A 24,148-nucleotide genomic window follows, 5' to 3' on the forward strand; every position below is an offset into this window, starting at 1 on the left:
CCTTCGCGTCCTCGCGGGTGAGCCGGACCAGCGCGTTGCCGACGGCGCGTCAGGTCGACTGGAGCAGACAGTCGGCGGCGGTGAGGACGGCCCGGGTCTGGTGGGCCAGCTGCTCCTGGACCGGCACCCAGCGGGCGCCGAAGCGGTGCCGCAGCCGCTCCAGGCTGTCGGTGACGACGGCGCGGGCGCGCTCGCGGGCGGCCTCCGCGCCCGGGCCCCGGGCGTCCGCGAGCAGCCGCAGCAGGATCGACGCGACCCGCAGCGGCAGACGGGCCGCCACCAGCCCGGCGGTGGTCACCCGCGAGGACGAGAGCGGCTCGGGGCGCCAGCGCTCCAGCCACTCCTCGGCCACCCGCGGGGCCACCGCCAGGCTGAACTCGGCGGTGCGCACCAGCGGGCCGTACGCCTCGTGGCCGTGCGCGGGGACCCACGGGAGCAGGGCGGTGAGCTCCTCGGCGCGTGCGGTGAGGTCGCGGGCGGCGGCGGTCACGGCCCGCGCTCCGGCCGGGTGGGGGCGGGCGTCGCCGACCGCGTCCACGGCCCACATCGGGACCTCCAGGACGGCCGTGACCGCGCCGTGCCGGGCGGCGTAGGACCAGGTGGACAGCTCGGGCTCGTCCGGCAGCGCCCGGGAGACCCCGGAACTGCCCGGGGCGGGCATGAGGTACGTGCCGGGGGCGGGGCTGGCCCAGCCGATCGCGTCGTAGGAATCCACGTCGAGCGGGAGGCCGGCCCGTTCGGCGGAGCGCGCGAAGCGCTCGGCCAGGCCCGGCACCGGGCCGGTGAGCTGGACGAACGCGCCGCCGAAGTCCACCCCGTGCAGCGAGCACTGCAGGAACGGGCGCAACTCGTCGATCAGGCCGGTCAGCGCCAGGCTCTCCGGCATCGGCGGGCGGCCGGAGCCGGGGGCGGGCAGCAGCTCGGGCTGCTCCTCGAAGGCGGGGCGGAAGAAGTGCTCGTAGTGGCGACGCATGGAGAGCGGGCCGTCCAGCCAGCCGGCGTTGAGCGCGGCGCCGTCCGGGTCGAGGCAGAGCAGGAGGTGCCAGGAGAGGCCGGGGCGGGCGGGGCGGTCCAGCAGCAGCTCCGCCAGCCGGACCGCCCCGGCGGTGCCGACCGGCTCGTTGGGGTGCGGGCCGCCGACCACGAGCACGGCGCGCGGGCCGCGGTCGACCGAGAGCAGCAGCAGCGGGCGCCCGGCCCGGGAGCGGCCCACCTCGCGCAGCCGGCAGCGGTCCGGATGGCGCAGGGCGAGCCGCCGGGCGGCGCACTCGGCCTGGGCCGGCGTGGGGTAGCGGGCCGGCCGGGCGTCGAGGGGTCGGAGGGGGCGGATCCGCCGACCGGTGTCGGTCATGGTTCTCCTTGCGCCGGTCGTACGGATCGTACGGCCGCCGGGGCGCGGACGCGGTGGTGCGCCGCCGGGCACGGAGCGCGGGCGGAGGACGGGGCACCGCGGGCCGGGGACGGCGGCCGGGCGGACACGGGACGGGCCTGGTGAGGGTGGACGGGGCCGTGTGCGGGGGGCGGGAGAGGGCAGCGCCGGGGGGAACTCCGACGAGGGCCGAGCGTACGACCCAACTCCCTTGTCCGGAAGGGGCACAGGCCTCCTTGGCGGAGCCCCGTCAGTACCGCACGGGCCGTCCGGGCATGTCAACGGCGGACGGCGCCGGGCGGCGGGCGCGCACTGCGCGTGCCGGGGCGGGTGCCGAACGGCCGGTCGCGCCGGGGCACGGAGGGCCCGTGCTCCGGGGCAAACCGGCCCGTCCCCGGATTGGGCTACCCTTGAGGGTCACCCCTCCCGTGCCGACTCGCGGCACCGAATCACGTCGTAAGGGTTCCTAGTACATGACTGTCGAATCGGTCTTCCCACGCCTGGAGGCCCTCCTCCCGCACGTCCAGAAGCCGATCCAGTACGTCGGCGGCGAGCTCAACTCGACCGTCAAGGACTGGGACGCCTGCGACGTCCGCTGGGCGCTGATGTACCCCGACGCCTACGAGGTCGGCCTGCCCAACCAGGGCGTCATGATCCTCTACGAGGTGCTGAACGAGCGCGAGGGCGTGCTCGCCGAGCGCACCTACAGCGTCTGGCCGGACCTCGAGGCGCTGATGCGCGAGCACGACGTCCCGCAGTTCACCGTCGACGCCCACCGCCCGGTGAAGGCCTTCGACGTGTTCGGCCTCTCGTTCTCCACCGAGCTCGGCTACACCAACATGCTGACCGCGCTCGACCTGGCCGGCATCCCGCTGGAGGCCAAGGACCGCACCGACGAGGACCCGATCGTCCTCGCCGGCGGCCACGCGGCCTTCAACCCGGAGCCGATCGCGGACTTCATCGACTGCGCGGTGGTCGGCGACGGCGAGCAGGCCGTCCTCGACATGACCGAGATCATCCGGGCCTGGAAGGCCGAGGGCCGCCCCGGCGGGCGCGACGAGGTGCTGCTGCGCCTCGCCCGGACCGGCGGGTTCTACGTGCCGAGGTTCTACGACGTGGAGTACCTGGCCGACGGCCGGATCGCCCGTGTCGTGCCGAACGCCCCCGGTGTGCCGTGGCGGGTGTCCAAGCACACCGTGATGGACCTGGACGAGTGGCCCTACCCCAAGCAGCCGCTCGTCCCGCTCGCGGAGACCGTGCACGAGCGGATGTCCGTGGAGATCTTCCGCGGCTGCACCCGCGGCTGCCGCTTCTGCCAGGCCGGCATGATCACGCGCCCCGTGCGGGAGCGAAGCATCACCGGCATCGGCGAGATGGTCGAGCGCGGACTGAAGGCGACCGGCTTCGAGGAGGTCGGCCTGCTGTCGCTGTCCAGCGCCGACCACACCGAGATCGGCGACATCGCCAAGGGCCTGGCGGACCGCTACACCGAGGACAAGATCGGCCTGTCGCTGCCGTCCACCCGCGTCGACGCCTTCAACATCGACCTCGCCAACGAGCTGTCCCGCAACGGACGCCGCTCGGGCCTCACCTTCGCCCCCGAGGGCGGCAGCGAGCGCATGCGCAAGGTGATCAACAAGATGGTGTCGGAGGAGGACCTGATCCGCACCGTCGCCACCGCCTACGGCAACGGCTGGCGCCAGGTGAAGCTGTACTTCATGTGCGGCCTGCCCACCGAGACCGACGAGGACGTGCTCCAGATCGGCGAGATGGCGAAGAACGTCATCCAGAAGGGCCGCGAGGTCACCGGCCAGAACGACATCCGCTGCACCGTCTCCATCGGCGGGTTCGTGCCCAAGCCGCACACCCCGTTCCAGTGGGCCCCGCAGCTGTCCGCCGAGGCCACCGACGCCCGCCTGGCCAAGCTGCGCGACTCGATCCGCGGCGACCGCAAGTACGGCAAGAACATCGGCTACCGCTACCACGACGGCAAGCCGGGCATCATCGAGGGCCTCCTGTCCCGCGGCGACCGCCGGATCGGCGCGGTCATCCGCGCGGTCTACGAGGACGGCGGCCGCTTCGACGGCTGGCGCGAGTACTTCTCGTACGACCGCTGGATGGCCTGCGCCGAGAAGGGCCTGGCCGGCACCGGCGTCGACGTCGACTGGTACACCACCCGCGAGCGCACCTACGAGGAGGTGCTGCCCTGGGACCACCTGGACAGCGGCCTCGACAAGGACTGGCTCTGGGAGGACTGGCAGGACGCGCTGGAGGAGGTCGAGGTCGACGACTGCCGCTGGACGCCGTGCTTCGACTGCGGCGTATGCCCGCAGATGGACACGGCCATACAAATCGGCCCGACGGGCAAGAAGCTGCTCCCGCTGACTGTAGTCGGCGGCGCTGACCAGCAGAAGTAGGCGGCTGGCGTGAGTGACACGGTCAGCGATCTGTGTGACTTACTTCACAGCCTCTCGGAGGGGGAGCGGGAGTTCGTCCTGGGCGCGCTCGGCATGACGCGCGCCCCGGACGGGCCCGCCCCCACCCCCGGGGAGGCCCGGCAAGGCGGCCGGAGGACCCCTCTGCCCGCCGCCCGGAGTGCCCCGGGCATCGAGTCCTCGATCGAGTGGGTCTGACCCCTTGAGAGCACGCGTAGAGCCCTCCCCGATTCGTTCGGGGAGGGCTCCTGCGTTACTCGGTCCGGGCGGCCGCGAGTCGCTGCTCCGTGGATCGCACAGCCCGCTCGTCGCCGTGCCGGATCACGTCTCGGCGTTGAGAGCTTCCCGGGCTGCCCGCTGGAAGATCCGTCCGGGTTCCCTCTTTCCGGCCACCGCGTCCATGTAGCGACTATCGAAGTCGGCCAGATGGCCGTGGCCTGCTTCGCGTGCCGCTTCGTGCCATGCGGTAGCTGCTTGATCCAGCGTGTACATGGCACGCCGGAGGATCTCAGCAGCCTCTGCCACGTGACCTGGCCCGACGACCGCGACCGTGGATACCGCGGCGCTGAATGGAACCCAGGCCGCGTGTGCCTGGGCAACCTCTGTCTCCCACTGGTCTGGTGTGGTGCCGCTCGTGCGGAGCCGGTCCGCGACCCGCCACCAGCGAGCCGACACCTGCTTCGACGCACTGATGCACGCGCTGTACGCCTCTCGGCGAACCTCCTCCAGCCGATGTTGTTGATCTATGCGCTGCTGGCGCTCCTGATGTCGGGCCTGACCGACGACTGTGAGCCACCCACCCCCGGCGCCCCCGAGCATGCCGATGGCCGCGCCGACTACAGCGGCTAACCCTGAATCCATGTCAGAGGAGTGCCCTGCGCTCTACTCCGCAACCGTGGTGGGCGGTTTGCTCGTGTGGCTCGAACACCCACTTTTGAGCGATGACCCGTAGCTCTCAGCTACCACCGATGAGTGACAGGTGGGCGGCGGCCGAGCGGGACAGGCTCTCCAGGAGTGCCTTGCCCTTCTCGGCAGTCCCGAGCGAGGGGCGGCCGATGATGCCGTTCCGGGTGTAGCCGGCCATGCCCAGGGTGAGGAGGTGAGGGCGCTCCGGGGCGTCGTGGTCGTCGCCCTCGATGCCCTCGCGGACAAGGTTGGGCGCGCCGTGGAGGAGGAGGGACACCTCCAACTCGCCGCCATGCATGTCCTCGGCGCCGCTGCTCTCCAGCCGGGCGGCCTCGCGGGCCTGGTGCCAGTCCTCACGGACCGGGAAGAGGGCGAGGCGCGGGCCCTCGGTGTTGGCCTCCTGGACCACGTTCGAGAGCACGTAGTTCCCGCCGTGGCCGTTCACGATCAACAGGCCGGGGACTCCGGACCCCCGGAGGGACTTCCATGTGTCGTTGATCACGGCGTAGAGCGTGGCGGCGCTGATGCTGACGGTCCCCGGCATGTGGGCGTGCTCGTGGGAGCAGGACAGCGTGATGGGTGGCAGGAGGAACAGGTCGTAGTCGGTGGCGATCCGCTGGGCGATGAGGCTGGCGACGACGGTGTCGGTGGTCAGCGGCAGGTGGTCGCCGTGCTGTTCGAAGCTGCCGACCGGCAGCACGGCGATCTTGGCGCCGCGCCGACGCTCGTCTGCGGAGGTGGCGGCCGTGATCAGTGCGTCCATGGGCTCAGCCTCTCCCATAGGGCCGTCAGCGGTCGAGAGGGCTCCCGCTGCTCATCAGGGCCAAGCGGCTGATGAAGGTGGCTACTTCGGGTACGGCGCTCCACCGCTGGAGGGCCTTGCCGGCGGAGGAGAGCTCTGACATCGCGCGCGCCGACTCGGTGTCGACGGCGATCGACAGCGCGCGGTCCGCCGCGGCGGCCGCTTGCTCGGGTTCACCGGACACCGCGTAGGCGCGTGCCAGCCGGGAGAGATAGACACCCTGGTCGTTGCGGTAGACCGGTGGCAGAACCCGGAGCTCCGCCTCGAACATGCCCACGGCCGTGTGCGGGTCGCCCAGCTCGATCAGGCAGTTCGCACGCTGCATCTCGATGTAGGTCGGCGTGCAGTACGCGAGATCAAGAGCGTCGTCGGCGGCGTGCGAGTCGTCCGGCGCGGCGGCGACCTCGTGAGCCTCGTCGAACTTCGCCTGCGCGAAGCGCGGGTTGCCCATCATCGCGTGGCCCTGCGCTTCCTGCTGCGCGGCCAGTGCCCGGATTCGGTGTGTGGCCCCGACGGACCGTTGGGCCGCGCGGGCGAGACTGACGGCCTTCTGGGCGTTGCGCTGGGCGGTGGCCTGGTTGCTCTTCCGGAAGAGCACGTACGCGGCCATCACGTCGTCGCCGGCCTCCTGAGCCCACTCCATCGCGCGGTCCGACCAGTACAGGGCCCGCTCGAAGTGCCCGAGGTCCTGGTTCAGCCAGCCCAGGAACTCGGCGGTGCGGGCGCCGATGGTGAGGAGTTCGTCGCGGGCGCGACCGCCGGCGTCCTGCTGGAGACGGTCGAGCAGCTGGACGTGCCGCGTCACGGCGTCGAGCGCGTGGCGGGAACCGAGCAGGTTCGCGGCCTTGTAGTGGCCGGGCATCGCACCGCGCAGGTGACTGACGAAGAGTTCGGGGTCGATCGGCGCGTTGAGGCCCTGCCCGCCGGCGGATGGCTCCGGTGGGCGGCGACGGGGCTGCGGGACCAGGGCTTCCTGCTCCCATGTCCGAGAAGCCAAGCCGAGCATGCCGCCTGGGATGTGAAGGCCGTCGGCGATCCGCTCGATGAGATCGATCTTCTCGATCTTGCGCTTCCCGGACATGACCTCACCGACCCGGCTCGGTGTCATGTCACAGGCGCGAGCGATGAGCGACGGGTAGATCCCCGCCAACTTGAGCGACCGGAACACGGCGGCGAAGTCTCGTCTTCGACACGCGGCGATCATCTCGGGGTTGGACAGCAGACCCGCTGGGAGCCGGTCCGGTACGCGAGCCTCGGTCACCACTGCCCCCGCTGTCGATCAGCAGCCGCTGCAAGGAAGTTGATTACCTGTGAGTTTACCCACATTGGGTAACCAGCTTGGGTACGAAGTCCGCATTCCCTCCCGGCAACCTGGCGTCAAGGGCCGGAACGTCCAGGTTCGGGCCGCCCTTTGGGCATCGGGAGGCGGTGCACGTGATCAGCTCGGGACAACCCCAAGACGGCTCCGAACCCTACAAGCCGGCCGATGGAATACCCGCGTTCGAGAAGAAGCTCACGCGACACAGGCGGTCCGCCAAGGTGGCCAGGAACCACCTGCGTGAGTTCCTGCAGAAGGTACCGGGCGGCATGGCCCTCATGGGCGACGGCCAGCTGGTGCTGGGGGAACTGGTGACCAACTCGGTTGTGCACGCGCGGGTTTCGCCCGGGCGCGAGATCGCCGTTCGGTTCGAGATGGTCTGCGATCACCTGCGCATCGAGGTGCACGACGCGAGCAGCGAAAAGCCCGCGATCCGACGCGCCACCGACCCGGAAGACCTCTCGGGACGAGGGCTGTTCCTGGTGGAAGCCCTGTCCCTGGAGTGGGGCTTCGAGCCCAGGCCCGAAGGCATCGGAAAGATCGTTTGGGCCCTGGTGGGCCCGGAAGGCGGTGTGGAATGAGCAGGAGGGCGTCCGGGGCGGCGTCGCGGTGCTTCTACTGCGGTGCGGGGCTGAGCAAGGCGCTGACCCGGACCATCGTGGTGAACGGTCAGACGGTCGGCGTCCACAGGTGGCACCCGCGCCGCGCGGGGGAGGTGTCGGGGAAGTGATGCCGCTTGGAGAGCACGGCGGGCCCGCGGCTGAGGCGGCCTCCCCGTACCCCTTCCCCGTGATCGCGGAAGTTCGAGGTGTCACGGCGCCCGCGCGCTTCAGCAGGCTGCCGGACGCGATGGCCGCGCTGCTGAAGACGCTCGACGCGCTTCCGCTCAGCCCGGACCAGCACGGCTACTTCGCCGAGCTGTTCGGACCGTCGGAGACGCAGTCGGTCGGTCACCGGCTCGCGACGTACGGCGAGGTGCGGGCCCTGGCCTTCCTCGACCTGACCCCGACCGTGGTCCGCCTGTACCCCGCCGGCCCCGGGACGTCCCGGTGATCCGGCACCTGCGGGCCTGGCGGGACCGGATCTCGACCTGGTGGTTGCTGAACGGCCAGTTCTCCTGGCCGGCGCGGGCCGTCTCGCCAAGTCGGCGGGCTGCGCACCGTGACGCCGTGGCGTGGTTCGCCGAGCCTGGGTTCGCCGAAGAACAGCGGTTGCTGCTCACGCGGCAGATCTGGCGGGAGATGGCTGGCGTTGATGACCCGCTGCTCGACCTGACCGAGGCGGAGCTGTTCCGACGGATCTTCGGCTGCGAGCAGCCGACCCGGGACCGTACCTGACCTGATCAGGGACAACTGAAGACGTGCCGGACCACCCCGGAACCTTGGCGGGAGAGGGGTGGTCCGGTGGGTCGGAACCCGATGCCGATGGTATCGGGCTCCTCGGCATGTCTGTGCACGGATGGCCGGTTCGGTTCTTGACCAGGGGAGTTGAAGAACAGTTGGACGGGGACGACGACTTCGGTGCGGAGTTGGCGGCGAGCCTCGACCCGGACTCGTGGGTATGGCTGCCGGGGGTGGACTACGCCGCCGGCTGGCGCGTGGCGAGACGGACGGCCGACGAGGTGAACTCTCTGCTGGCAGCGTGCGGCGTGGACCGCTTGCAGCTGCGGGCGATCGCCGACACCGACGTACAGGGCGGCGCGCTGGTCCGCCTGGAGGGCGTACTGGACGGGTGGATGAGCCTCAAGGAGCTGCTCTGTCTTGCCGCCAACGCCCGCGACGAGCTGACGTGACAGGGGCCAGGGCACGCATCTCGCCTGCCCTGGTCTTTCAGACCATGTCGAGGTCCAGCGATGAGAGACGAAAGGAGACCGTCTCGACCCCCGCTTTACAAGGCTTGGCGTGCCCACCCGCCCTGGCCTGAGCCGCGCCCGACCTGCACGTTCCTCGGCCGCCGCCCCGCCGGCGCCCGCGACTGACCGCCACGCACCACCCGTTCTGGCACGCCAGTGGCACGACCGCACCCTCGACTACACCACAACCACGCCTGCGCTCCGCGCGAGTACGCAGGACGTGAGATGAGGTCAAGTCCAGTCGAGTACTGGTTGGCACGGCTTCCACTCCACTCGCAAGCAGGCAGACTGCTGTCCCACTCCAGAGCCGCCCTCGTACCGATGCCTGCCTCAGTCACCGTTTCTCCACGCAGGCCCACCGTGGCCGCAAGGTTCTTGCCCTGGACACCCACATATTCCTCTATCATCCTATCGATTGCTCAGTCAGGGGGAGTGCGCGATGGGGAAGCCAGCGGCAGAGACGGTGCTGGCCCAGGCGCTCACTACCGCCAAGCATCTATTGATCAGCGATCAAGATTTCTCGGAAATCCCGGACGTCGCCGGCTATGCGGACATCGATGATCAATGGTCAAAGGGATATAAGGAAACCCTGGAGTCCTCAATTCGCAACGGCGACTGCATCCCCCGGCATACCGAAATTGTTGACTATCCCAAGAACTCAATTACTTTCCGGCCGCTTGCTCGATTCTCAGCCAGGGATCGATTGATCTACGATGCCCTCGTCTTCTCCATAGCACCCAAAGTCGATCAGCAGATCAGAAAAGAAGTATTTAGCTATCGCTGGAATCACAGATTCAATAGACTTGAATTCTGGCTGCAACCCTGGCGGCGCATGCAGAGAATCTCGCGGCGGCGGCTGGAGGCAGACAGCTGGCTTCGCATGGCCACCCTGGACGTGTCATCCTTCTATGAACACATAGACGTCGATATTCTCGCAGATGACCTTTCTTGCCTAATGCAAAGTCGGCATACGGCGCAGAACCTGACAAGGTTCCTCACTAGCTTTCAACGGATCAATCATGCTTGGGGCTTGCCGCAGGGCTCCAATGCTTCCGGAATTCTAGCAAATCTCTACCTTGCCCCTATCGACGAATTTCTGGCAAAGATTGAGGTTTCCTTTCTTCGCTATTCCGACGATATGAGAATATTTCATCGGGACTGGACGGAGCTACGGGATGTAGTCGGCGAAATCAATAGAATCCTTCGCGCGCGCCGACTTTCTATATCTGCTCATAAAACTGAAATCCTAGAGCCAGAGGATGCTTTGAGGCGAATTCACGACCCTCGCAAAGCATCCCTATCTTCGGCTTGCGATTTGGGCACCCCTAGCGCGCGCGACGACGTACGCCAATACTTCGATGAGATCAGCAAGAGCGACTCACTGGACACCAGCGCAATACGGTTTGTCATAAATCGGCTGGCCAAGCTTAAGGATGACTACGCTGTCAGCTGGTGCCTGGATTCTCTCCCCTTCCTCGCACACGTATCCGGTGAAGTATTTCGGTACCTGAAAGCATGCCGTGGACGGACTCTAGAAATTCAGCGAAAGCTTTCTGGGTTTTTGACCTCCGGAGCCAGCTCAAGCTTCCCCTATCTGGAGCAGCGGATTCTCCGCTACTTCCTCTCCACGGGACATGGGCTCACCGATGCCCGAATCAAGGATTCGGCTTGGAATATCCTCGAAGACAGAAATCGTGAGGATTTTCCACGCGAGTTCGCCGGGAGGTACCTCGGCAGAGCCGCTTCCTTTGCGGAGTCGCAGCTTCTTCGGCACAAGTTCGAGGAAGAGCCGAGCATCACAATGCGAAGAGCTCTGCTGATGGCCCTTTATGAATCCGGAAACCTCTCCGAGCGCTACTTGAATGACGTTGAAGAATATTTTCCAGAGCTTAAATGGGTGTGCAGATATCTGCGCAGCGGGCCGCGCATCCCAGTTTCCTAGGAGTCCTCATGACGACACCGCCTACTCAAGCTCAATCTGATTCAATTATTTCCCAGCTGGAGGAAATGCATCAAAACTGCCTGTATAGTGCCCAGGCGTACTTTGAGGCATCGAAACGGGCCGAGCTTTGGGGCAGGCTCATGACTTTCCTGCCGGCATGTACCTCTGCTATTTCTGGGTTTATTTCTGCAATGGCTTCACACCCCGAATGGGGCGCGCTCTCTGCAGTTTCTGGAGCGGTAGCAGCAACCGCCTCTTTCCTTGGCGGAACCAAAAAGGCTACCGACTTTCTCAGCTCTGCAAGATCCTACACAACATTGCGCCATAAAATAAAGCTTGAGTTGCGGCTTGTTTCGGCAGAAATCGACCTGCCTGGCGCCCTGGACAGGCTGCAGAAGCTGAATTCGGAATATCTTCAAATCGTGTCCACTGACTCCCCAGTACCCAACCGCTCATTCGAGTTTGCGCGCAGAAGAATCCAGCAAGGAAGGGCCTCCTAAACTTACGCTGCCGCAGATACGGGCGGCGGAGCGGTTTTGGCCGGTGTCCTGCCCGGGCTGGGGTCGAGCATGATCGGGGGGCCGTAAGCTGCTGCGACTCGGTCAGGGCTTTTGGGCCTGACCGCAGTTTGGCCGAGTGGCCCCCCGGTCTTGCTCGACGCGGGTCCCGGTCCGGGGAGGTGGGTAAAACCGCGGAGCCGCCCGGCCCCAGCCACGACGGGTTCTGACCTCGGCGTTTTCTGGGCCGCTGCACGTTCGGTGGGCGCGGCCGGCCGCCGCCGAAGCGGGGCGCAGACAGGAGCGACGGCGAGCGGCAGGGCCGCGCGCTGGCGCGCTGTGCGCGCCCCTTGAGTAAGTGAAGAAGAGTTGCGACAGCCCCCGCGCCCGGTGTGGACGTGGGGGCTGGGTTGTGCCTGGTGGTTAGCTGGTGGCCTTGGCGGTTCGGGCCTCGATGGCGTAGGTGAGCGCGGTGGTTTCGGCGCCGAGGCGGGTCTCTTCGAGGATGAGGGGGCGGCTGGTGGCCTGGTCGTAGGTGATGCGGTGGGCGACCAGGAGGACGGCGGCTTCGGAGAGGTGGAGGGCTTCGCGCTCGTCGGGCTGGGGGATGCGGGCGGTGACTCGCTCGTGCCAGGCGATGTTGTGGCCGGCGGTGGCGAGGAGCGCGTAGGCCTCGGCCGGGATGGCGGCGGGCTGTTGGGCGAGTGGGGTGGCCTCGATGCGTTCCATGGGGAGCAGGAGGCGGTGGAGGGCGCGGCCGTCGCCGGTGGGGTCGGTGATGAGGCGGTCGCAGCCGAGCATGAGTTCGTCCTGGTCCATCTCCAGCAGCGGCGCGGTGATCGCGTCGGTGCGGGTTCGGTAGACCGTGGGCTCCTCGGAGTGTCCGAACCAGGCGTCGATGGGCGTTGAGTAAGTGCTGCCCTGAGTGGTGATGGTGCGGTCCAGGCTGCCGGCCGGGCCGTGGACGGCGGTGCGGACGAAGGTGCCGCGGCCTTGCTTCACGTCCAACTGGCCCTCGCTGCGGAGCGCGGCGACGGCGAGCCTGACGGTCGGTCGGGACACGCCGTACTTCTGGGCGAGATCGGTCTCCGTCGGCAGCTGCGTTCCGGGCGGCCACTCGCCGGTGGCGATGGACTGTCGCATGGCTGCGGCCACCTGCTTGTGCAGTGCCTCGTTCCGGATGATCGCCATCGTGTTGACCCCTTGGTGCGGGCGCCGGGGGTGGCCCGCTTCGCGTGTGCCGTGTCGTGGTCGGCTGCTTCGTCAGTGGTGTCTGCCCAGCTCGGGCGGCGTTTGTAGGTCTGTCGTCAGTCAGTAGCCGTTAAACGTAAGCATGAATCGCTTGCGCTGGGGCGTCAAGGAGGAGCATCATCGGCTCACCAAAGGTAAGTACGTTTGACGACTGATGTCAGGCGGCCTTGGTGTCGAAGGAGCGTGCGCTCATGCAGTCCATTCCCGTCGACGGAACCAGGCTGGGCACGATGACCTGCATCGTTGCCCCCGAAGCGCGGGTGGCGAACCGGGAGACCGGGGAGGTGAGGAAGGACCGGGAGGGCCAGACCGTCTACACGGTCGGGGTTGCGGTCCGGCAGGACGGCCGGCGGGCCTCGATCATCGAGATCAGCGTGTCCGGCGAACCGGCCGGCGTGGTGGAGGGCGTGCGGGTGCACGTCACCGGCCTGACCGCCTTCTCCTGGGCGATGGGGGACCGGCACGGCCTGTCCTTCCGCGCCGACGCCATCACCCCGGTCCCCGCAGCGGCCCCCGCGGCCCCGCGCAAGGGCGGCGACGCCTGATGAGCGGCGCGACGCGTGTGAAGCTGCGCGGCCTGCTGCGCGAACTCGGCGACCTGAGCGAAGAGGTCGACCCGTTCGGCCGGGACGACGAGGGCGCTCAGCTCTTCCACCACATCGCCATCGTCGCCACCAAGGCCGCCGGCCACGCCCGGGACCTGGAGACCGAGGCGTACAACGCGGCCATGGAGAACGGGGGACGGCGGTGATCGTTCTCCAGCTTCTCTGGGTGGCGCTGCTGGCAACGGTGCTGATCCTGCTCAGTACGGCTCCGGGGCTGCGGCGCAGCTACCCGTACGTGTGGTGGTGCCTGCTCGGCTACCCGGTCACGGTCGTCCGGGTCCGGGTGACGTGGCGGAGGCTGACCACGAACCTCGGCCTCGCGGCGGCCAAGCGTCCCGGGCGTGCCCTGGTCGGAGACATGGTCGTTCGCGGTGACCCGCTACGACCGGTCCCGCCCCGGCTGGGTATGCCGAAGCTGAGGCGGGGCGGCCTGGACGTCGCGGTGCGGCTCCATCCCGGTCAGGTGCCGGAGCACTTCGTCTCCGCCGCGGAAGCCCTCACGCACGCCTGGCGGGTCCACGCGGTCCGGGTGTTCTCGGATGAGCGCGGGTTCGTGACCCTGTCCGCGCTCGCCTGGGACCCGCTCCGGGCACCCGTCGTGCCCTACCAGCTGAAGCAGCGCGCGCTGCGGGCGGTGGTCGGCCTGCTGGAGGACGGCCGGGCCTGGGCGATCGACTTCCGGCGCGCCCCGCACTGGCTGATCGTCGGTGCGACCCGCTCCGGCAAGTCGACCCTGATCGCCGCGCTGGTGAAGGAACTCGCCCCGCAGCGGGTCGCCCTGTTCGGCATCGACCTCAAGGGCGGCATGGAGCTGTCCCTGTTCGAGGAGCGGCTGTCGGCGCTGGCTTCCAACCGGGCGGAAGCCGCTCACCTGCTCGCGGAACTGGTGGCGGAGACAGAGGCCCGGATGGAGCTCTGCCGGTCGGTCGGGGCCCGATCAGTCTGGGATCTGCCGGCCAAGCTCCGCAAGACACCCGTCGTCCTGATCGTGGACGAGGTCGCGGAGCTGTACCTGGTCGCGACCAAGGAGGACAAGGCGGAAGTCGGGGAGATCTCCACCAACCTGCTCAGGCTCGCCCAGCTCGGCGCGGCCCTCGGCGTCCACCTGGTCATCGCCGGACAGCGGGTCGGCTCCGACCTCGGTCCCGGCGTCACCGCTCTGCGTGCCCAGTTGGCCGGCCGCATCTGTCACCGAGTGAGTGACCCGGGCACGGCGGAGATGGCGCTCGGCGATCTCAACAAGGACGCCCTGGAAGCAGCGCAGCGGATCACCCTCGGGGAGCAGGGTGTCGCCATCACTGCCGACACCGACGGTAGGTGGATCAGGGCCCGCTCGATCCACATCACCCCCGACCAGGCCCGTCGAGCCGCCAGAAAGCACGCTCGGCTCGCGCCGACCTGGCCCGGCCTTCACCAGACGGACGAACCGAGTGAAGGGGTCTACGTCTGATGGACATGACCGCGGTGCTGATCGCCTTCCTCGCCGTCGTCACCTATCTCCTGGTCCGCTCCGGCGAACTGCGCACCTGGCACATCGTCCTGGTCGGCCTCCTCGGCATCCACCTCGACCGCATCGGCTGGACCGACCCCGTCGTCCACGCCGTCACCTGGATCCTCCAAGGCCTCACCCACACCGCCTGAAAGACGTGATCACCGTGCCAACTCACCCAACCCCCACCGGCGGCCCGACCCCCGACCGCCGGACCGGCTCCACCCACCACAACGCAGCCCCCGGCCGAGCCGCCACACCCGTGGCCCGGCCGGGGCCCGGTGAACCCTGGCCCTGGAGACACCCACCATGACCCGCACCAACCCGTACAACGACCCCGCCGCACGCCGCGCCTTCCTCGACCGGGAGGCGCGGCTGCGCCAACTCCCCATCGTAGAAAGAGACTTGGTTCGCCTCGGTGAGATGCCCGGCCTGAACCGTTGGCTGGAGCAGATCCGCGCTACCGGTGGTTGCGCCGAACCTGTCCACCTTGCCGGGTACACCACCACCATCGACTCCGCCACCGGCGAAGTCCTGCGCCACTTCACCACCGCCACCGAACCCGGCGGCCGGCTCGCGGTCCGCTGCCGCAACCGCCGGGCCACCCGCTGCGTGCCCTGCTCACGTGAGCACAGCGGCGACACCTTCCACCTGGTCCGCTCCGGCCTCATCGGTGGCAAGGGGATCCCTGAAACGGTGCGAACGCACCCGCGGTTGTTCATCACCCTGACCGCGCCCTCCTTCGGACCGGTTCACCGTGCGGGGATGTGTCACTCCACCCGGCGCCGACCCTGCGAACACGGCGGCCGACATGGCTGCGGCCGGACCCACCCGGACACGGACCCGCTCATCGGGCAGCCGCTCTGCGCCGACTGCTACGACTACCCGGGCCACATCCTGTGGAACGCCATGGCCCCTGCGCTGTGGAAGGCCTTCCGCGACAACCTCTACAACCACCTCGCCGCCCGGAGGAGCGTCGGCCGGTCGGAGGTGCGCACCCTGATCCGGGTCTCCGCCGCCAAAGTCGCCGAATACCAGAGGCGCGGCGCCGTCCACTTCCACGCCGTCATCCGCCTCGACGGTCCGGACGGCCCCGCTGCTCCGCCCCAGCCCTGGGCAACGGGAGACCTCCTTCTGGAGACCGTCCACTCCGCAGCTGCTGCCGTGGCGCTGCCGTGCCCCGACTCGGCGGCCTACAACGGCGGACGGCTCCGCTTCGGCACTCAGCTCGACGCGCATCCCCTCACCAACGGGGACGGCGGACGACTCACGGACGACGCGGTCGCGGCCTACGTCGCCAAGTACACGAGCAAGAGCGTGGAAGCCGCTGGCGCTGTCGACCGCCGCATCGAATCCTTGGCGGAGATACAGGCGCTGCGCGTCGACCCGCACGTCCGAGCGCTCATCGCCACCGCCTGGCGACTCGGTGGTCTGCCCGAACTGCGACACCTGCGCCTGCGCGCCTGGGCCCACATGCTCGGCTACCGCGGCCACTGCCTCACCAAGACGCGGGCTTACTCCACTACATATGGACAGCTCAGAGCCGCCCGCGCCGAACACGCCCGCGGCTTGTACGCCGACTGGGACGGCGAGACCGTAGCCGAAGGCGTCTGGCGCTTCGTCGGAACCGGCCACACCCCGGCCGAAGCGCTCATCGCTGCGGGGATCGCTGAGGATCTCGCCGCCAACCGGGAGGTGGCCCGTGACGCCGTGAACCGCTCCGACCGGTCCGGTGAGACAAGGTGACCAGCGCGGCACCTGTGCCGAGAGGCCCTGCCGAGCGGGCCGGGCCTTCGGGGCAGGCGAAGGCGCCGATCGTCAGGAGCGAGATCATCATCGTGGACGACGACGGCAACGAGGAGCCGTACGACCCCGCCAAGCACTGACGACGGCAGCCCCCGGCCTTGATGACCGGGGGCTGCCGCGTGTCTGCCGCCGCCGTCAGAGCTTGCTCGCGAAGTGGTCTTCCTTGACGACCAGGCGCTCCCGGTAGTCCTTGGGGATCATGAGCCTCATCTTCACCTCCGGCGCGCGCTGGCCCTTGATCTTGGTGCGGGTGACTTCGCACCGGACGCCGACCCGGAGCAGGTCGGCAGACATGGCCTCGACGCCGCCGTCCTCCCACCGCTGTCGGAACGTCTTGCCGTTGGCCACGTTCACCCACCGGTCCTCGGTGGTCTCGGGGTCGATCTCCCCGAGCTCGGCGATCAGCCTGTCCAGCGTCGCCTCGGCCTGTTCACGGGTGAACCGGGTCTTCGTGAAGCGGCCGCCGGGTTCGAGCTCCTTCATGTAGTAGGCGACGGACTTCTCCAGCTGCGTCACCTGGGCCCGGGCCTCGGCACCTCGCGCGTACTCCCGGACCTGCACGGCCTCGTCGCCGAGGACGGACAGCACGTCGCTGACGAGCTTGGCGTAGACCCCTTCGGGGTTGGGGAAGCCCGCGCCCCCGGCCTTGCAGCCCTGGCACCGAAGGTAGGCGTAGTCCCGGCCCTTGACGTGGTTCAGCTGCACCGTCATGTTCGTCGTGCAGTCGATGCAGATGAGGACGCCGAGGAACTTGGTGGCTCCGCCCGGCTTGCGCTGCGGCTGGTTCCTGCTGCGACTGTCGAGGTCGGCCTGGAGCTCGTGGAAGTCGTCGTCCTCGAAGATCGCCGGGGCCACCCGGATGGGCTTCCCGTCCTTGTCGAGGATGAGCTTGGATCGGCGGACGCCGCCCACCTTGTCCTCTTCTACCCGGTAGCCCATCAGCGCGGGGTTCCGCAGCTGCCGGAGGAGGGTGGACGGTGTGAGGCCGTCGCTGGCGAGACCCGCGCGCTTCAGCAGCCGCACCATGCGGCGGGCGGACACACCGCGGCGGGCCATCCGCCGGCACCAGTGCAGGGCCTTGTGGGCGTCGGCCTCGATGACAAGGACGACGTTCCCCTTCTCGTCCTCCGCGGTGGTGTACCCGAACGCCGGCTTGCCGACCAGCCAGGCGGACTGGGTCTTCGCGTAGTCCCAGAGGCTCGCGACGCGCGTGCTGGTGTTGCTGGCCTCGATCTCGGCGATCCCGCCGATGAGCGTGACCATGATCTTGCCGACGACCGTGGTGAGGTCGATCGAGTCGTGCTTGGAGATCAGGTTCTTCCCGTACTTCAGCGCCCAGTCGATCATGGTGTTCAGATCGGACAGCCGGCGGATGAAGCGGTCGAGCTTCCAGAAGAGGAGGACGTCGAACTCCGGCGCCCGGTTGTTCAGCCAGTCGCCCAGCTGCTTCCGCTTCCACGGCGGGACCTTCGTGGCCGAGACGTTGAGGTCGCTGGCCACGCCGACCACCCGGCAGCCCCGGTTCAGGGCCTCGCGGCGGAGGTCGAGCTCCTGGCGGACGGGGGAGGTGGTGTCTTCCGTGAGCACGGAGAGACGGACCGAGAGCAGGGCTCGGGGCGCGTCCACCGGGAGGGCGGCCTCGGCTCTCTTCAGTTCTTCCAGCAGCGCCAGATCTGCTGCGGTCCACTCGGCTTCGACGGTGTAGGCCTTCTGGTGCTCGGCACGTGCGGTACGGGAGCGTTTCGCCATGTCAGGGAACCTGTCCACGGTTTTGGGGCCGTATCCATGTAGCCCCAGATGGACACCCAGATCCAGATCGGCCCCACCGGCAAGAAGCTGCTGCCGCTGACCGTCGTCAACAAGTAGCCGTCGGTCGTCGGCGGGCGGTCGTCGGCGGGTGACGGTTCCCACACCCTGGACCCCCGGCCGGAACCTTCGGCCGGGGGTCTCGGGTATGTGGCTGACCAGGGGCGGAGCGAGCGGGTCGGCGGGGCGCGTACCCTTTGAGGTGACAGAGTCCGGACAGTGGCGGGAACACGCCACGCCGGACGGGGACAACTGACTAAGGACTGAGCGACCCTGGCACGCCGTACGCCCGACGGTCCGCCGCCCGCGCCGACGGTGCAGCGGATTCGTCTCCGCTACACCAAGCGCGGCCGGCTCCGCTTCACCAGCCACCGCGACTTCCAGCGCGCCTTCGAGCGCGCCCTGCGCCGGTCCGCCGTTCCGATGGCCTACTCGGCCGGCTTCACCCCGCACCCGAAGGTCTCCTACGCGAACGCGGCCCCGACCGGGGTGGCGAGCGAGGCGGAGTACCTGGAGATCGGCCTGGCCGCCTTCCGCGACCCCGAACAGCTGCGGGCGCAGCTGGACGAGTCACTGCCGACGGGCCTGGACGTGATCGACGCGGTCGAGGTGCGGACGCCGAACTTCGTGGAACGCCTGCAGGCCTCCGAGTGGCTGGTCCGGCTGGACGGCGTCGAGCCGGACGAGGCGGCCGGCGCGGTGGCGCGCTTCCTCGCCGAGGAGCGGGTCGAGGTCGAACGCCTCACCAAGAACGGCGTGCGGGTCTTCGACGCGCGCGGTGCGGTGGCGGCGCTCGAGATCGTCCCGTCCCAGGTCGACGGCGGTGCGGACACGGAGGCCGGAACCGACCTCGATGTTCGGACCGGCCGTCCCTGTGCGATACTGCGCCTGGTAGTACGACACGCCACACCCGCCGTACGACCTGACGACGTATTGTCCGGTCTCCGTGCGACGGCCGACCTGGCGCCGCCGGTCCCCGCAGAGGTGACCAGGCTGGCGCAGGGGCCGCTCGACGAGGGGACCGGCACGGTGACCGACCCGCTGGCGCTCGACCGCGCCGCGGCCCAGGCCGGCTCGGAGCCGGGCGCCGGGCCGCGCGCTACCGCGCCCGCCTAGCGGGCGGAGGCCGGGTCCAGTGACTCACTGGACCCGATGGTCTCTCCAGGGTTCCCGCGGCTCCCCAGGGGAGCGAGCGTCGTCGCAGCACAGGCCTTGCCACCCGGGGCCTGCCGGCCAGGACGGCCGGTGGGCCCGGGGCCCCGTCCGGGAGCCACCCGGGGTTGGGGGACGGCGCAGCTTGGGAAAACCTCAGAAGACTGGTCAGAACCAGAAGACTTTCGACACCCCGCCGAGCGTGGGGCGCCGAGCGAGACTACGAGCCCCTGTGCGGCCTCGCGTCCGCGCGGCGGCACCGTGAAAGGGTCCGGCCCGAGCATCTCGCGATGCCGGCCGCCCACCGGTGTCGCGCCGTGCCCGGATGCGGAGCCCGGGGGCCTGACGGGAGATCCACCCGCATGCTCGATAACACCGATCCGCAGCAGACTGCGGCCACGGAACAGAACGAAACCGCCGCGACCGGCAGCGAGGGCGCGTCCGCCGCGCCGCCGCGCCGTCGTCGCCGCGCGGTCTCCCGCCCGGCGGGCACCCCGCAGGGTGCGGCCGCCGAGGCGGCCGAGACGGTCCTGCCGGCCGAGGCGCCGGCGGCCGAGACCGCTCCGGCCCCGGCCGCCGAGCCGGTCGCCGAGAAGCCGGTCCGGGCCCGTCGGACCCGCAAGCGCGCCGAGGCCCCGGCCGGGGCGCCGGAGGCGACCCCGATCGTGACCACCGCGCCGGAGGCCGCAGAGGCCCCCGCGGCGGAGCAGGCCGCCCCGGCTCCGGCTGCCGAGCCGGTCGCGGAGAAGCCCGCCCGGGCCCGCCGCACCCGTAAGCGCGCCGAGTCCCCGGCGGGCGCGCCCGCCGTCGAGGCGCCCGCTGCCGAAGCCCCCGTCGTCGAGGCACCGGCCGTCGAGACCCCCGTCGCCGCCGAGTCGGCGGCCGAGGAGGCCCCCGCCGCTCCGGCCCGCCGCCCCCGCCGCCGCCGCGTGGTCGAAGCCGCGCCGGTCGTCGAGGCCCCGGTCGAGGAGCCGCAGGCCGAGGAGCACGCCGTCGCGGAGGAGACCGAGGAGGAGGCCGTCGAGGCCGCCGCCGCGCCGACGGCCGAGCCCGTCGCCCCGGCCCCCGTCGTCGCCCCGGCCGCCGAGGCCGAGCCGCACCACCGGGTGCGCCGCCGCGCCGTCCGCCCGGCCACCGCGGTCTTCCAGGCCCCGGTCTTCCAGGAGCCGGCCCCCTACGTCGCGCCGTCCGCGGTGTCCGCGCCGCAGCAGCCCGCCGAGGCCGAGGCCCCGGCGCCGGTCGAGGCCCCGGCCGCCGCCGCGCACGAGGAAGACGAGTTCGAGTACAGCGGCGTCGGCCGCCGCCGCCGGGTCCGTGCCCGGGTCGAGCCGGGCCGCCGCAAGTCGGCCGCCGGCAAGCCGAGCACCGCCAGGGCAGCCGCCACCAAGCCGACCCCCGCCAAGTCGGCCCCCGCCAAGCCGGTCGCCGAGGCGCCGGCCGCCGTCGCGCCGATCGAGGCCCCGGCCGTCGAGGTGCCCGTCGTCGAGGCCCCCGCCGCCGGTCCGGAGACCGAGGGCGAGTGGGAGGAGGACGGCCGTCCGTCGCGCCGTCGCCGCCGGGGCGGCCGCCGCCGTCGCCGTGGCGAGGCGGAGGAGTTCGAGGCCGCCGAGGCCGTCGAGGTCGAGCAGCCCGCCGCCGAGGAGCCGGCCGCGGCCGACGAGGAGGACGAGGACGACGACGACCTGGCCGCCGGCCTGTCCTCGTCCCGTCGCCGCCGTCGCCGCCGCCGTCGCAGCGGTGAGGCCGGCGCCGTCGAGACCGCCGAGACCACCGAGGACGGCGTCCGTACGGTGGTGAAGGTGCGCGAGCCGCGCCGCCGCTCCACCGAGCCGTCCTTCGACCCGGACGAGGTGCAGTCCATCAAGGGCTCGACCCGTCTGGAGGCGAAGAAGCAGCGCCGCCGCGAGGGCCGCGAGCTGGGCCGCCGCCGGGTGCCGATCATCACCGAGGCCGAGTTCCTGGCCCGCCGTGAGTCGGTCGAGCGCGTCATGGTGGTGCGCCAGAACGGCCAGCGCACCCAGATCGGCGTCCTCGAGGACGGCGTGCTGGTCGAGCACTACGTCAACAAGGAGCAGGCCACCTCGTACGTCGGCAACGTGTACCTGGGCAAGGTCCAGAACGTGCTGCCGTCGATGGAGGCCGCCTTCGTCGACATCGGCAAGGGCCGCAACGCGGTGCTGTACGCCGGCGAGGTCAACTTCGGCGCGCTCGGCCACGGCGGCCCGCGCCGGATCGAGTCGGTGCTGAAGTCCGGCCAGTCCGTGCTGGTGCAGGTCTCCAAGGACCCGATCGGCCACAAGGGCGCCCGCCTGACCAGCCAGATCTCGCTGCCCGGCCGCTACCTGGTGTACGTGCCCGAGGGCTCGATGACCGGCATCTCGCGCAAGCTCCCCGAGAACGAGCGCGCCCGCCTGAAGCAGATCCTCAAGAAGATCGTCCCGGACGACGCGGGCGTCATCGTGCGCACCGCCGCCGAGGGCGCCTCCGAGGAGGAGCTGACCCGCGACGTCCAGCGGCTGCAGCAGCAGTGGGAGGACATCCAGAAGAAGGCCGCGACCGGCAACGCTCCGGCGCTGCTGTACGGCGAGCCGGACATGACCGTCCGGGTCGTCCGCGACATCTTCAACGAGGACTTCACCAAGGTCATCGTCTCCGGCGACGAGGCGTGGAAGACCATCCACGAGTACGTCTCCAACGTGGCCCCGGACCTCGCCGAGCGCCTCCAGCGGTGGACCTCCGAGGTGGACGTCTTCGCCACCTACCGGATCGACGAGCAGCTGATGAAGGCGCTGGACCGCAAGGTCTGGCTGCCCAGCGGCGGTTCGCTGGTGATCGACCGCACCGAGGCGATGGTCGTCATCGACGTCAACACCGGGAAGTTCGTCGGCCAGGGCGGCAACCTGGAGGAGACGGTCACCCGGAACAACATCGAGGCGGCCGAGGAGATCGTGCGCCAGCTGCGGCTGCGCGACCTCGGCGGCATCATCGTGATCGACTTCATCGACATGGTGCTGGAGTCCAACCGCGACCTGGTGCTGCGCCGCCTGCTGGAGTGCCTGGGCCGGGACCGGACCAAGCACCAGGTGGCCGAGGTCACCTCGCTGGGCCTGGTACAGATGACCCGCAAGCGGGTCGGCCAGGGCCTGCTGGAGTCCTTCTCCGAGCCGTGCGTGCACTGCAACGGCCGCGGTGTGATCGTCCACATGGAGCAGCCGAGCGTCCACGTCCACGCCCCGTCCGCCCCGGCGGGCGAGGCCGTCTCGGGCGGCAAGCGCCGTCGCCGGGGCAAGGGCGGCGCGGGCCAGGAGGAGCCGCTGGGTGTCGAGGCCGTCGTGACCGAGGCGGTGGCCGAGGCCGCCGAGCAGGTCGCGCAGGCCGCCGTCGCGGCCGTCGCCGAGCTGCCGGCCGAGCCGGTGCGCGAGGAGATCGAGGGCCAGCTGGCCCTGGAGGTCCCGGGCGTCGAGGCCGCGGCCGAGGCCGAGGCTCCGGCCGCCCCGACGCCGGTCGTCGAGGAAGCCCCGGTGGCCGCTCCGGCGGGCCGTCCGCGTCGCCGCGCGGTGCGCAAGGCGACGGCTCCGGCAGGTTCGCCGGGCAGCGCCGAGATCGTCGTGCTGCAGGCCAAGGCCGAGGCGGCGCTGGAGGCGGCACTGGAGGCCGCCGCCCCGGTCGTCGTGGAGGCCGCCGTGGAGGCCGCCGCCGAGGCGCCGGGTGAGCCGGTCGTCGTCGCGGAGGCCGCGGTCGTCGAGGCCCCGGCTGCGGAGGCCGCCGAGGCTCCCGCCGTCGAGGCCACGGTCGAGGAGGCTGCCGCCGAGGAGGCGCCGGCGCCGAAGAAGCGGGCCGCCCGCAAGACCGCCGCGCAGAAGACCGCCGCGCAGAAGACCGCCACGCAGAAGACCGCCGCCAAGAAGACCGCCGCCAAGAAGACGGCTACGGCGGCCAAGAAGACCACCGCCCGCAAGACCGCGACCAAGCGGACCAGTGCGGCGGCCAAGAAGGCCGCGGCCGCCGAGGGTGATACGGCGGCCGAGTAGTGCCCACGCCCGGGGCGGGAGCCATCCCGCCCCGGGCCGTACGGGCCGGTTTGCCCCTCGGGCTGCCGGTCCGTATTCTTGACCATCGGCGTGTCTACGCCATTGCTCCCGAGCACATCACCTTCCCGAGGTCGCCGCGTCCGCGCGGAGGGCCGGGGAGAGGCTCCTGTGTCCGTACCCAGGTGGCTGGCGTCGGGGGTTCCGACCGAGCAAGGAAAGCAGGTACCGCATGTACGCGATCGTTCGCGCAGGCGGCCGCCAGCACAAGGTCGCCGTCGGCGACGTGCTGGAGATCGACCGTATCGAGGCCAAGCCGGGTGACTCGGTCGAGCTCTCGACCATCCTCATCGTCGACGGTGACGCGGTCACCTCCGACCCGTGGGTCCTGGCCGGCGTGAAGACTCACGCCGAGGTGGTCGACCAGACCAAGGGTGACAAGATCGTCATCCTGCGTTACAAGAACAAGACCGGCTACCGCCGCCGTCAGGGCCACCGTCAGCGCCACACCGCGGTGCGCATCACCAGCATCGACTCGGTCAGCAAGTAAGGGGATAGCGAGATATGGCACACAAGAAGGGCGCAAGCTCTACCCGTAACGGCCGTGACTCGAACGCCCAGCGCCTCGGCGTGAAGCGCTTCGGCGGCCAGGTCGTCTCGGCCGGCGAGATCATCGTCCGCCAGCGCGGCACCCACTTCCACCCGGGTGCGGGCGTCGGTCGCGGTGGCGACGACACCCTGTTCGCGCTGACCGCCGGTGCCGTGCAGTTCGGCAACCGTCGCGGCCGCAAGGTCGTCAACATCGTGGCCGTCGAGGCCTGAGTCCCCGCGGACTCCCGAGTCGTATAAAGACTCACTGTGAGGGGTGGGCCGGAATTCTCCGGTCCACC

General features: G+C 70.0%; 23 protein-coding genes. 17 read left to right on the forward strand and 6 right to left on the reverse strand.

The annotated features are described in order from the left end of the window. Positions 1 to 49 precede the first annotated feature (49 nt). Positions 50 to 1,351, reverse strand: a complete 1,302-nt coding sequence (locus tag ACIBEC_RS35955; protein WP_360504118.1) for a M14 family zinc carboxypeptidase — start codon at positions 1,349 to 1,351, stop codon at positions 50 to 52. 491 nt (positions 1,352 to 1,842) lie between these two features. Here ACIBEC_RS35955 and ACIBEC_RS35960 point away from each other — a divergent pair, with 491 nt between their 5' ends. Continuing rightward, positions 1,843 to 3,786 carry a TIGR03960 family B12-binding radical SAM protein gene (locus ACIBEC_RS35960; protein ID WP_360504120.1) on the forward strand — a complete coding sequence of 648 codons (1,944 nt, stop codon included), beginning with the start codon at positions 1,843 to 1,845 and terminating at the stop codon, positions 3,784 to 3,786. Between the two features lie 339 nt (positions 3,787 to 4,125). On the opposite strand, the gene ACIBEC_RS35965 is transcribed toward ACIBEC_RS35960, so the two are convergent. The 3 genes from ACIBEC_RS35965 to ACIBEC_RS35975 all read right to left on the reverse strand — a co-directional run bounded on the left by ACIBEC_RS35965 (position 4,126) and on the right by ACIBEC_RS35975 (position 6,773). Next, complete coding sequence (locus tag ACIBEC_RS35965; RefSeq protein WP_360504122.1) at positions 4,126 to 4,296, reverse strand: hypothetical protein; 171 nt, start codon at positions 4,294 to 4,296, stop codon at positions 4,126 to 4,128. A 463-nt stretch (positions 4,297 to 4,759) separates the two neighbouring features. Further along, a complete protein-coding gene (locus tag ACIBEC_RS35970) occupies positions 4,760 to 5,473 on the reverse strand; it encodes a creatininase family protein (RefSeq protein WP_360504124.1) in 714 nt (237 codons plus the stop codon). A gap of 25 nt (positions 5,474 to 5,498) precedes the next feature. After that, positions 5,499 to 6,773, reverse strand: coding sequence for a hypothetical protein (locus ACIBEC_RS35975; RefSeq protein WP_360504126.1), 1,275 nt, complete (start codon positions 6,771 to 6,773; stop codon positions 5,499 to 5,501). Positions 6,774 to 6,946: 173 nt separating this feature from the next. On the opposite strand from ACIBEC_RS35975, the gene ACIBEC_RS35980 reads away from it, so the two are divergent. The 6 genes from ACIBEC_RS35980 (at position 6,947) to ACIBEC_RS36005 (ending at position 11,124) form a co-directional block, all read left to right on the forward strand. Then, positions 6,947 to 7,411, forward strand: a complete 465-nt coding sequence (locus ACIBEC_RS35980) for an ATP-binding protein (RefSeq protein ID WP_360504128.1) — start codon at positions 6,947 to 6,949, stop codon at positions 7,409 to 7,411. Positions 7,412 to 7,619: 208 nt separating this feature from the next. After that, on the forward strand, positions 7,620 to 7,883 hold the full coding sequence (locus tag ACIBEC_RS35985) for a hypothetical protein (protein WP_360504130.1): 264 nt from the start codon (positions 7,620 to 7,622) through the stop codon (positions 7,881 to 7,883). Between the two features lie 116 nt (positions 7,884 to 7,999). Beyond that, the gene (locus tag ACIBEC_RS35990) at positions 8,000 to 8,167 is read left to right on the forward strand and encodes a hypothetical protein (RefSeq protein WP_360504132.1); all 168 of its coding nucleotides are present in this window, start codon (positions 8,000 to 8,002) and stop codon (positions 8,165 to 8,167) included. 161 nt (positions 8,168 to 8,328) lie between these two features. Next, on the forward strand, positions 8,329 to 8,622 hold the full coding sequence (locus ACIBEC_RS35995) for a hypothetical protein (RefSeq protein WP_360504134.1): 294 nt from the start codon (positions 8,329 to 8,331) through the stop codon (positions 8,620 to 8,622). 499 nt (positions 8,623 to 9,121) lie between these two features. Then, positions 9,122 to 10,624: an RNA-directed DNA polymerase gene (locus tag ACIBEC_RS36000; protein ID WP_360504136.1), complete on the forward strand. Its 1,503-nt coding sequence runs from the start codon at positions 9,122 to 9,124 to the stop codon at positions 10,622 to 10,624. A gap of 8 nt (positions 10,625 to 10,632) precedes the next feature. Beyond that, positions 10,633 to 11,124 (forward strand): hypothetical protein, encoded by a 492-nt coding sequence (locus ACIBEC_RS36005; RefSeq protein ID WP_360504138.1) that lies wholly within the window; start codon positions 10,633 to 10,635, stop codon positions 11,122 to 11,124. A gap of 420 nt (positions 11,125 to 11,544) precedes the next feature. Here ACIBEC_RS36005 and ACIBEC_RS36010 read toward each other — a convergent pair whose 3' ends face one another. After that, positions 11,545 to 12,312: a GntR family transcriptional regulator gene (locus ACIBEC_RS36010; RefSeq protein ID WP_360504140.1), complete on the reverse strand. Its 768-nt coding sequence runs from the start codon at positions 12,310 to 12,312 to the stop codon at positions 11,545 to 11,547. Positions 12,313 to 12,563: 251 nt separating this feature from the next. Here ACIBEC_RS36010 and ACIBEC_RS36015 point away from each other — a divergent pair, with 251 nt between their 5' ends. From ACIBEC_RS36015 to ACIBEC_RS36040, 6 genes are all read left to right on the forward strand, one after another. Further along, positions 12,564 to 12,917, forward strand: coding sequence for a hypothetical protein (locus tag ACIBEC_RS36015; RefSeq protein WP_360504142.1), 354 nt, complete (start codon positions 12,564 to 12,566; stop codon positions 12,915 to 12,917). Next, positions 12,917 to 13,123, forward strand: a complete 207-nt coding sequence (locus ACIBEC_RS36020) for a hypothetical protein (protein WP_360504144.1) — start codon at positions 12,917 to 12,919, stop codon at positions 13,121 to 13,123. The genes ACIBEC_RS36015 and ACIBEC_RS36020 overlap by 1 nt, the downstream gene beginning before the upstream one ends. Then, positions 13,120 to 14,427 carry an FtsK/SpoIIIE domain-containing protein gene (locus tag ACIBEC_RS36025; protein ID WP_396289831.1) on the forward strand — a complete coding sequence of 436 codons (1,308 nt, stop codon included), beginning with the start codon at positions 13,120 to 13,122 and terminating at the stop codon, positions 14,425 to 14,427. The genes ACIBEC_RS36020 and ACIBEC_RS36025 overlap by 4 nt, the downstream gene beginning before the upstream one ends. After that, on the forward strand, positions 14,427 to 14,618 hold the full coding sequence (locus ACIBEC_RS36030) for a hypothetical protein (RefSeq protein ID WP_360504146.1): 192 nt from the start codon (positions 14,427 to 14,429) through the stop codon (positions 14,616 to 14,618). Before ACIBEC_RS36025 ends, ACIBEC_RS36030 begins: the two co-directional genes overlap by 1 nt. 157 nt (positions 14,619 to 14,775) lie before the next feature. After that, on the forward strand, positions 14,776 to 16,212 hold the full coding sequence (locus tag ACIBEC_RS36035) for a replication initiator (RefSeq protein WP_360504148.1): 1,437 nt from the start codon (positions 14,776 to 14,778) through the stop codon (positions 16,210 to 16,212). Positions 16,213 to 16,226: 14 nt separating this feature from the next. Further along, the gene (locus ACIBEC_RS36040; protein WP_360504150.1) at positions 16,227 to 16,352 is read left to right on the forward strand and encodes a hypothetical protein; all 126 of its coding nucleotides are present in this window, start codon (positions 16,227 to 16,229) and stop codon (positions 16,350 to 16,352) included. 55 nt (positions 16,353 to 16,407) lie between these two features. Here the strand turns inward: ACIBEC_RS36040 and ACIBEC_RS36045 are convergent, their stop codons facing one another. Continuing rightward, on the reverse strand, positions 16,408 to 18,021 hold the full coding sequence (locus ACIBEC_RS36045) for a recombinase family protein (RefSeq protein WP_360504152.1): 1,614 nt from the start codon (positions 18,019 to 18,021) through the stop codon (positions 16,408 to 16,410). A gap of 372 nt (positions 18,022 to 18,393) precedes the next feature. Between ACIBEC_RS36045 and ACIBEC_RS36050 the strand changes: the two genes are divergently transcribed. The 4 genes from ACIBEC_RS36050 (at position 18,394) to rpmA (ending at position 24,080) form a co-directional block, all read left to right on the forward strand. Further along, complete coding sequence (locus tag ACIBEC_RS36050; protein WP_360504154.1) at positions 18,394 to 19,194, forward strand: TIGR03936 family radical SAM-associated protein; 801 nt, start codon at positions 18,394 to 18,396, stop codon at positions 19,192 to 19,194. Between the two features lie 398 nt (positions 19,195 to 19,592). Further along, the gene (locus tag ACIBEC_RS36055; RefSeq protein ID WP_360504156.1) at positions 19,593 to 23,261 is read left to right on the forward strand and encodes an Rne/Rng family ribonuclease; all 3,669 of its coding nucleotides are present in this window, start codon (positions 19,593 to 19,595) and stop codon (positions 23,259 to 23,261) included. Between the two features lie 229 nt (positions 23,262 to 23,490). Next, positions 23,491 to 23,808: a 50S ribosomal protein L21 gene (gene rplU, locus ACIBEC_RS36060; protein ID WP_360504158.1), complete on the forward strand. Its 318-nt coding sequence runs from the start codon at positions 23,491 to 23,493 to the stop codon at positions 23,806 to 23,808. A gap of 14 nt (positions 23,809 to 23,822) precedes the next feature. After that, positions 23,823 to 24,080, forward strand: a complete 258-nt coding sequence (gene rpmA, locus ACIBEC_RS36065; protein ID WP_030233756.1) for a 50S ribosomal protein L27 — start codon at positions 23,823 to 23,825, stop codon at positions 24,078 to 24,080. Positions 24,081 to 24,148 lie beyond the last annotated feature (68 nt).

This window comes from Kitasatospora sp. NPDC051164, from assembly GCF_044455625.1.
Taxonomy (GTDB): domain Bacteria; phylum Actinomycetota; class Actinomycetes; order Streptomycetales; family Streptomycetaceae; genus Kitasatospora.

Excerpts from the sequence above, each read along its gene's own strand:
- ACIBEC_RS36045 (WP_360504152.1), bottom strand. The coding sequence starts at position 18,021 with ATGGCGAAACGCTCCCGTACCGCACGTGCCGAGCACCAGAAGGCCTAC.
- ACIBEC_RS36015 (WP_360504142.1), top strand. The coding sequence starts at position 12,564 with ATGCAGTCCATTCCCGTCGACGGAACCAGGCTGGGCACGATGACCTGC.
- ACIBEC_RS36000 (WP_360504136.1), top strand. The coding sequence starts at position 9,122 with ATGGGGAAGCCAGCGGCAGAGACGGTGCTGGCCCAGGCGCTCACTACC.
- ACIBEC_RS36035 (WP_360504148.1), top strand. The coding sequence starts at position 14,776 with ATGACCCGCACCAACCCGTACAACGACCCCGCCGCACGCCGCGCCTTC.
- ACIBEC_RS36030 (WP_360504146.1), top strand. The coding sequence starts at position 14,427 with ATGGACATGACCGCGGTGCTGATCGCCTTCCTCGCCGTCGTCACCTAT.
- ACIBEC_RS36055 (WP_360504156.1), top strand. The coding sequence starts at position 19,593 with ATGCTCGATAACACCGATCCGCAGCAGACTGCGGCCACGGAACAGAAC.
- ACIBEC_RS36020 (WP_360504144.1), top strand. The coding sequence starts at position 12,917 with ATGAGCGGCGCGACGCGTGTGAAGCTGCGCGGCCTGCTGCGCGAACTC.
- ACIBEC_RS36010 (WP_360504140.1), bottom strand. The coding sequence starts at position 12,312 with ATGGCGATCATCCGGAACGAGGCACTGCACAAGCAGGTGGCCGCAGCC.
- ACIBEC_RS35965 (WP_360504122.1), bottom strand. The coding sequence starts at position 4,296 with ATGTACACGCTGGATCAAGCAGCTACCGCATGGCACGAAGCGGCACGC.
- rplU (WP_360504158.1), top strand. The coding sequence starts at position 23,491 with ATGTACGCGATCGTTCGCGCAGGCGGCCGCCAGCACAAGGTCGCCGTC.
- ACIBEC_RS35960 (WP_360504120.1), top strand. The coding sequence starts at position 1,843 with ATGACTGTCGAATCGGTCTTCCCACGCCTGGAGGCCCTCCTCCCGCAC.
- ACIBEC_RS35955 (WP_360504118.1), bottom strand. The coding sequence starts at position 1,351 with ATGACCGACACCGGTCGGCGGATCCGCCCCCTCCGACCCCTCGACGCC.
- ACIBEC_RS36005 (WP_360504138.1), top strand. The coding sequence starts at position 10,633 with ATGACGACACCGCCTACTCAAGCTCAATCTGATTCAATTATTTCCCAG.
- rpmA (WP_030233756.1), top strand. The coding sequence starts at position 23,823 with ATGGCACACAAGAAGGGCGCAAGCTCTACCCGTAACGGCCGTGACTCG.
- ACIBEC_RS35970 (WP_360504124.1), bottom strand. The coding sequence starts at position 5,473 with ATGGACGCACTGATCACGGCCGCCACCTCCGCAGACGAGCGTCGGCGC.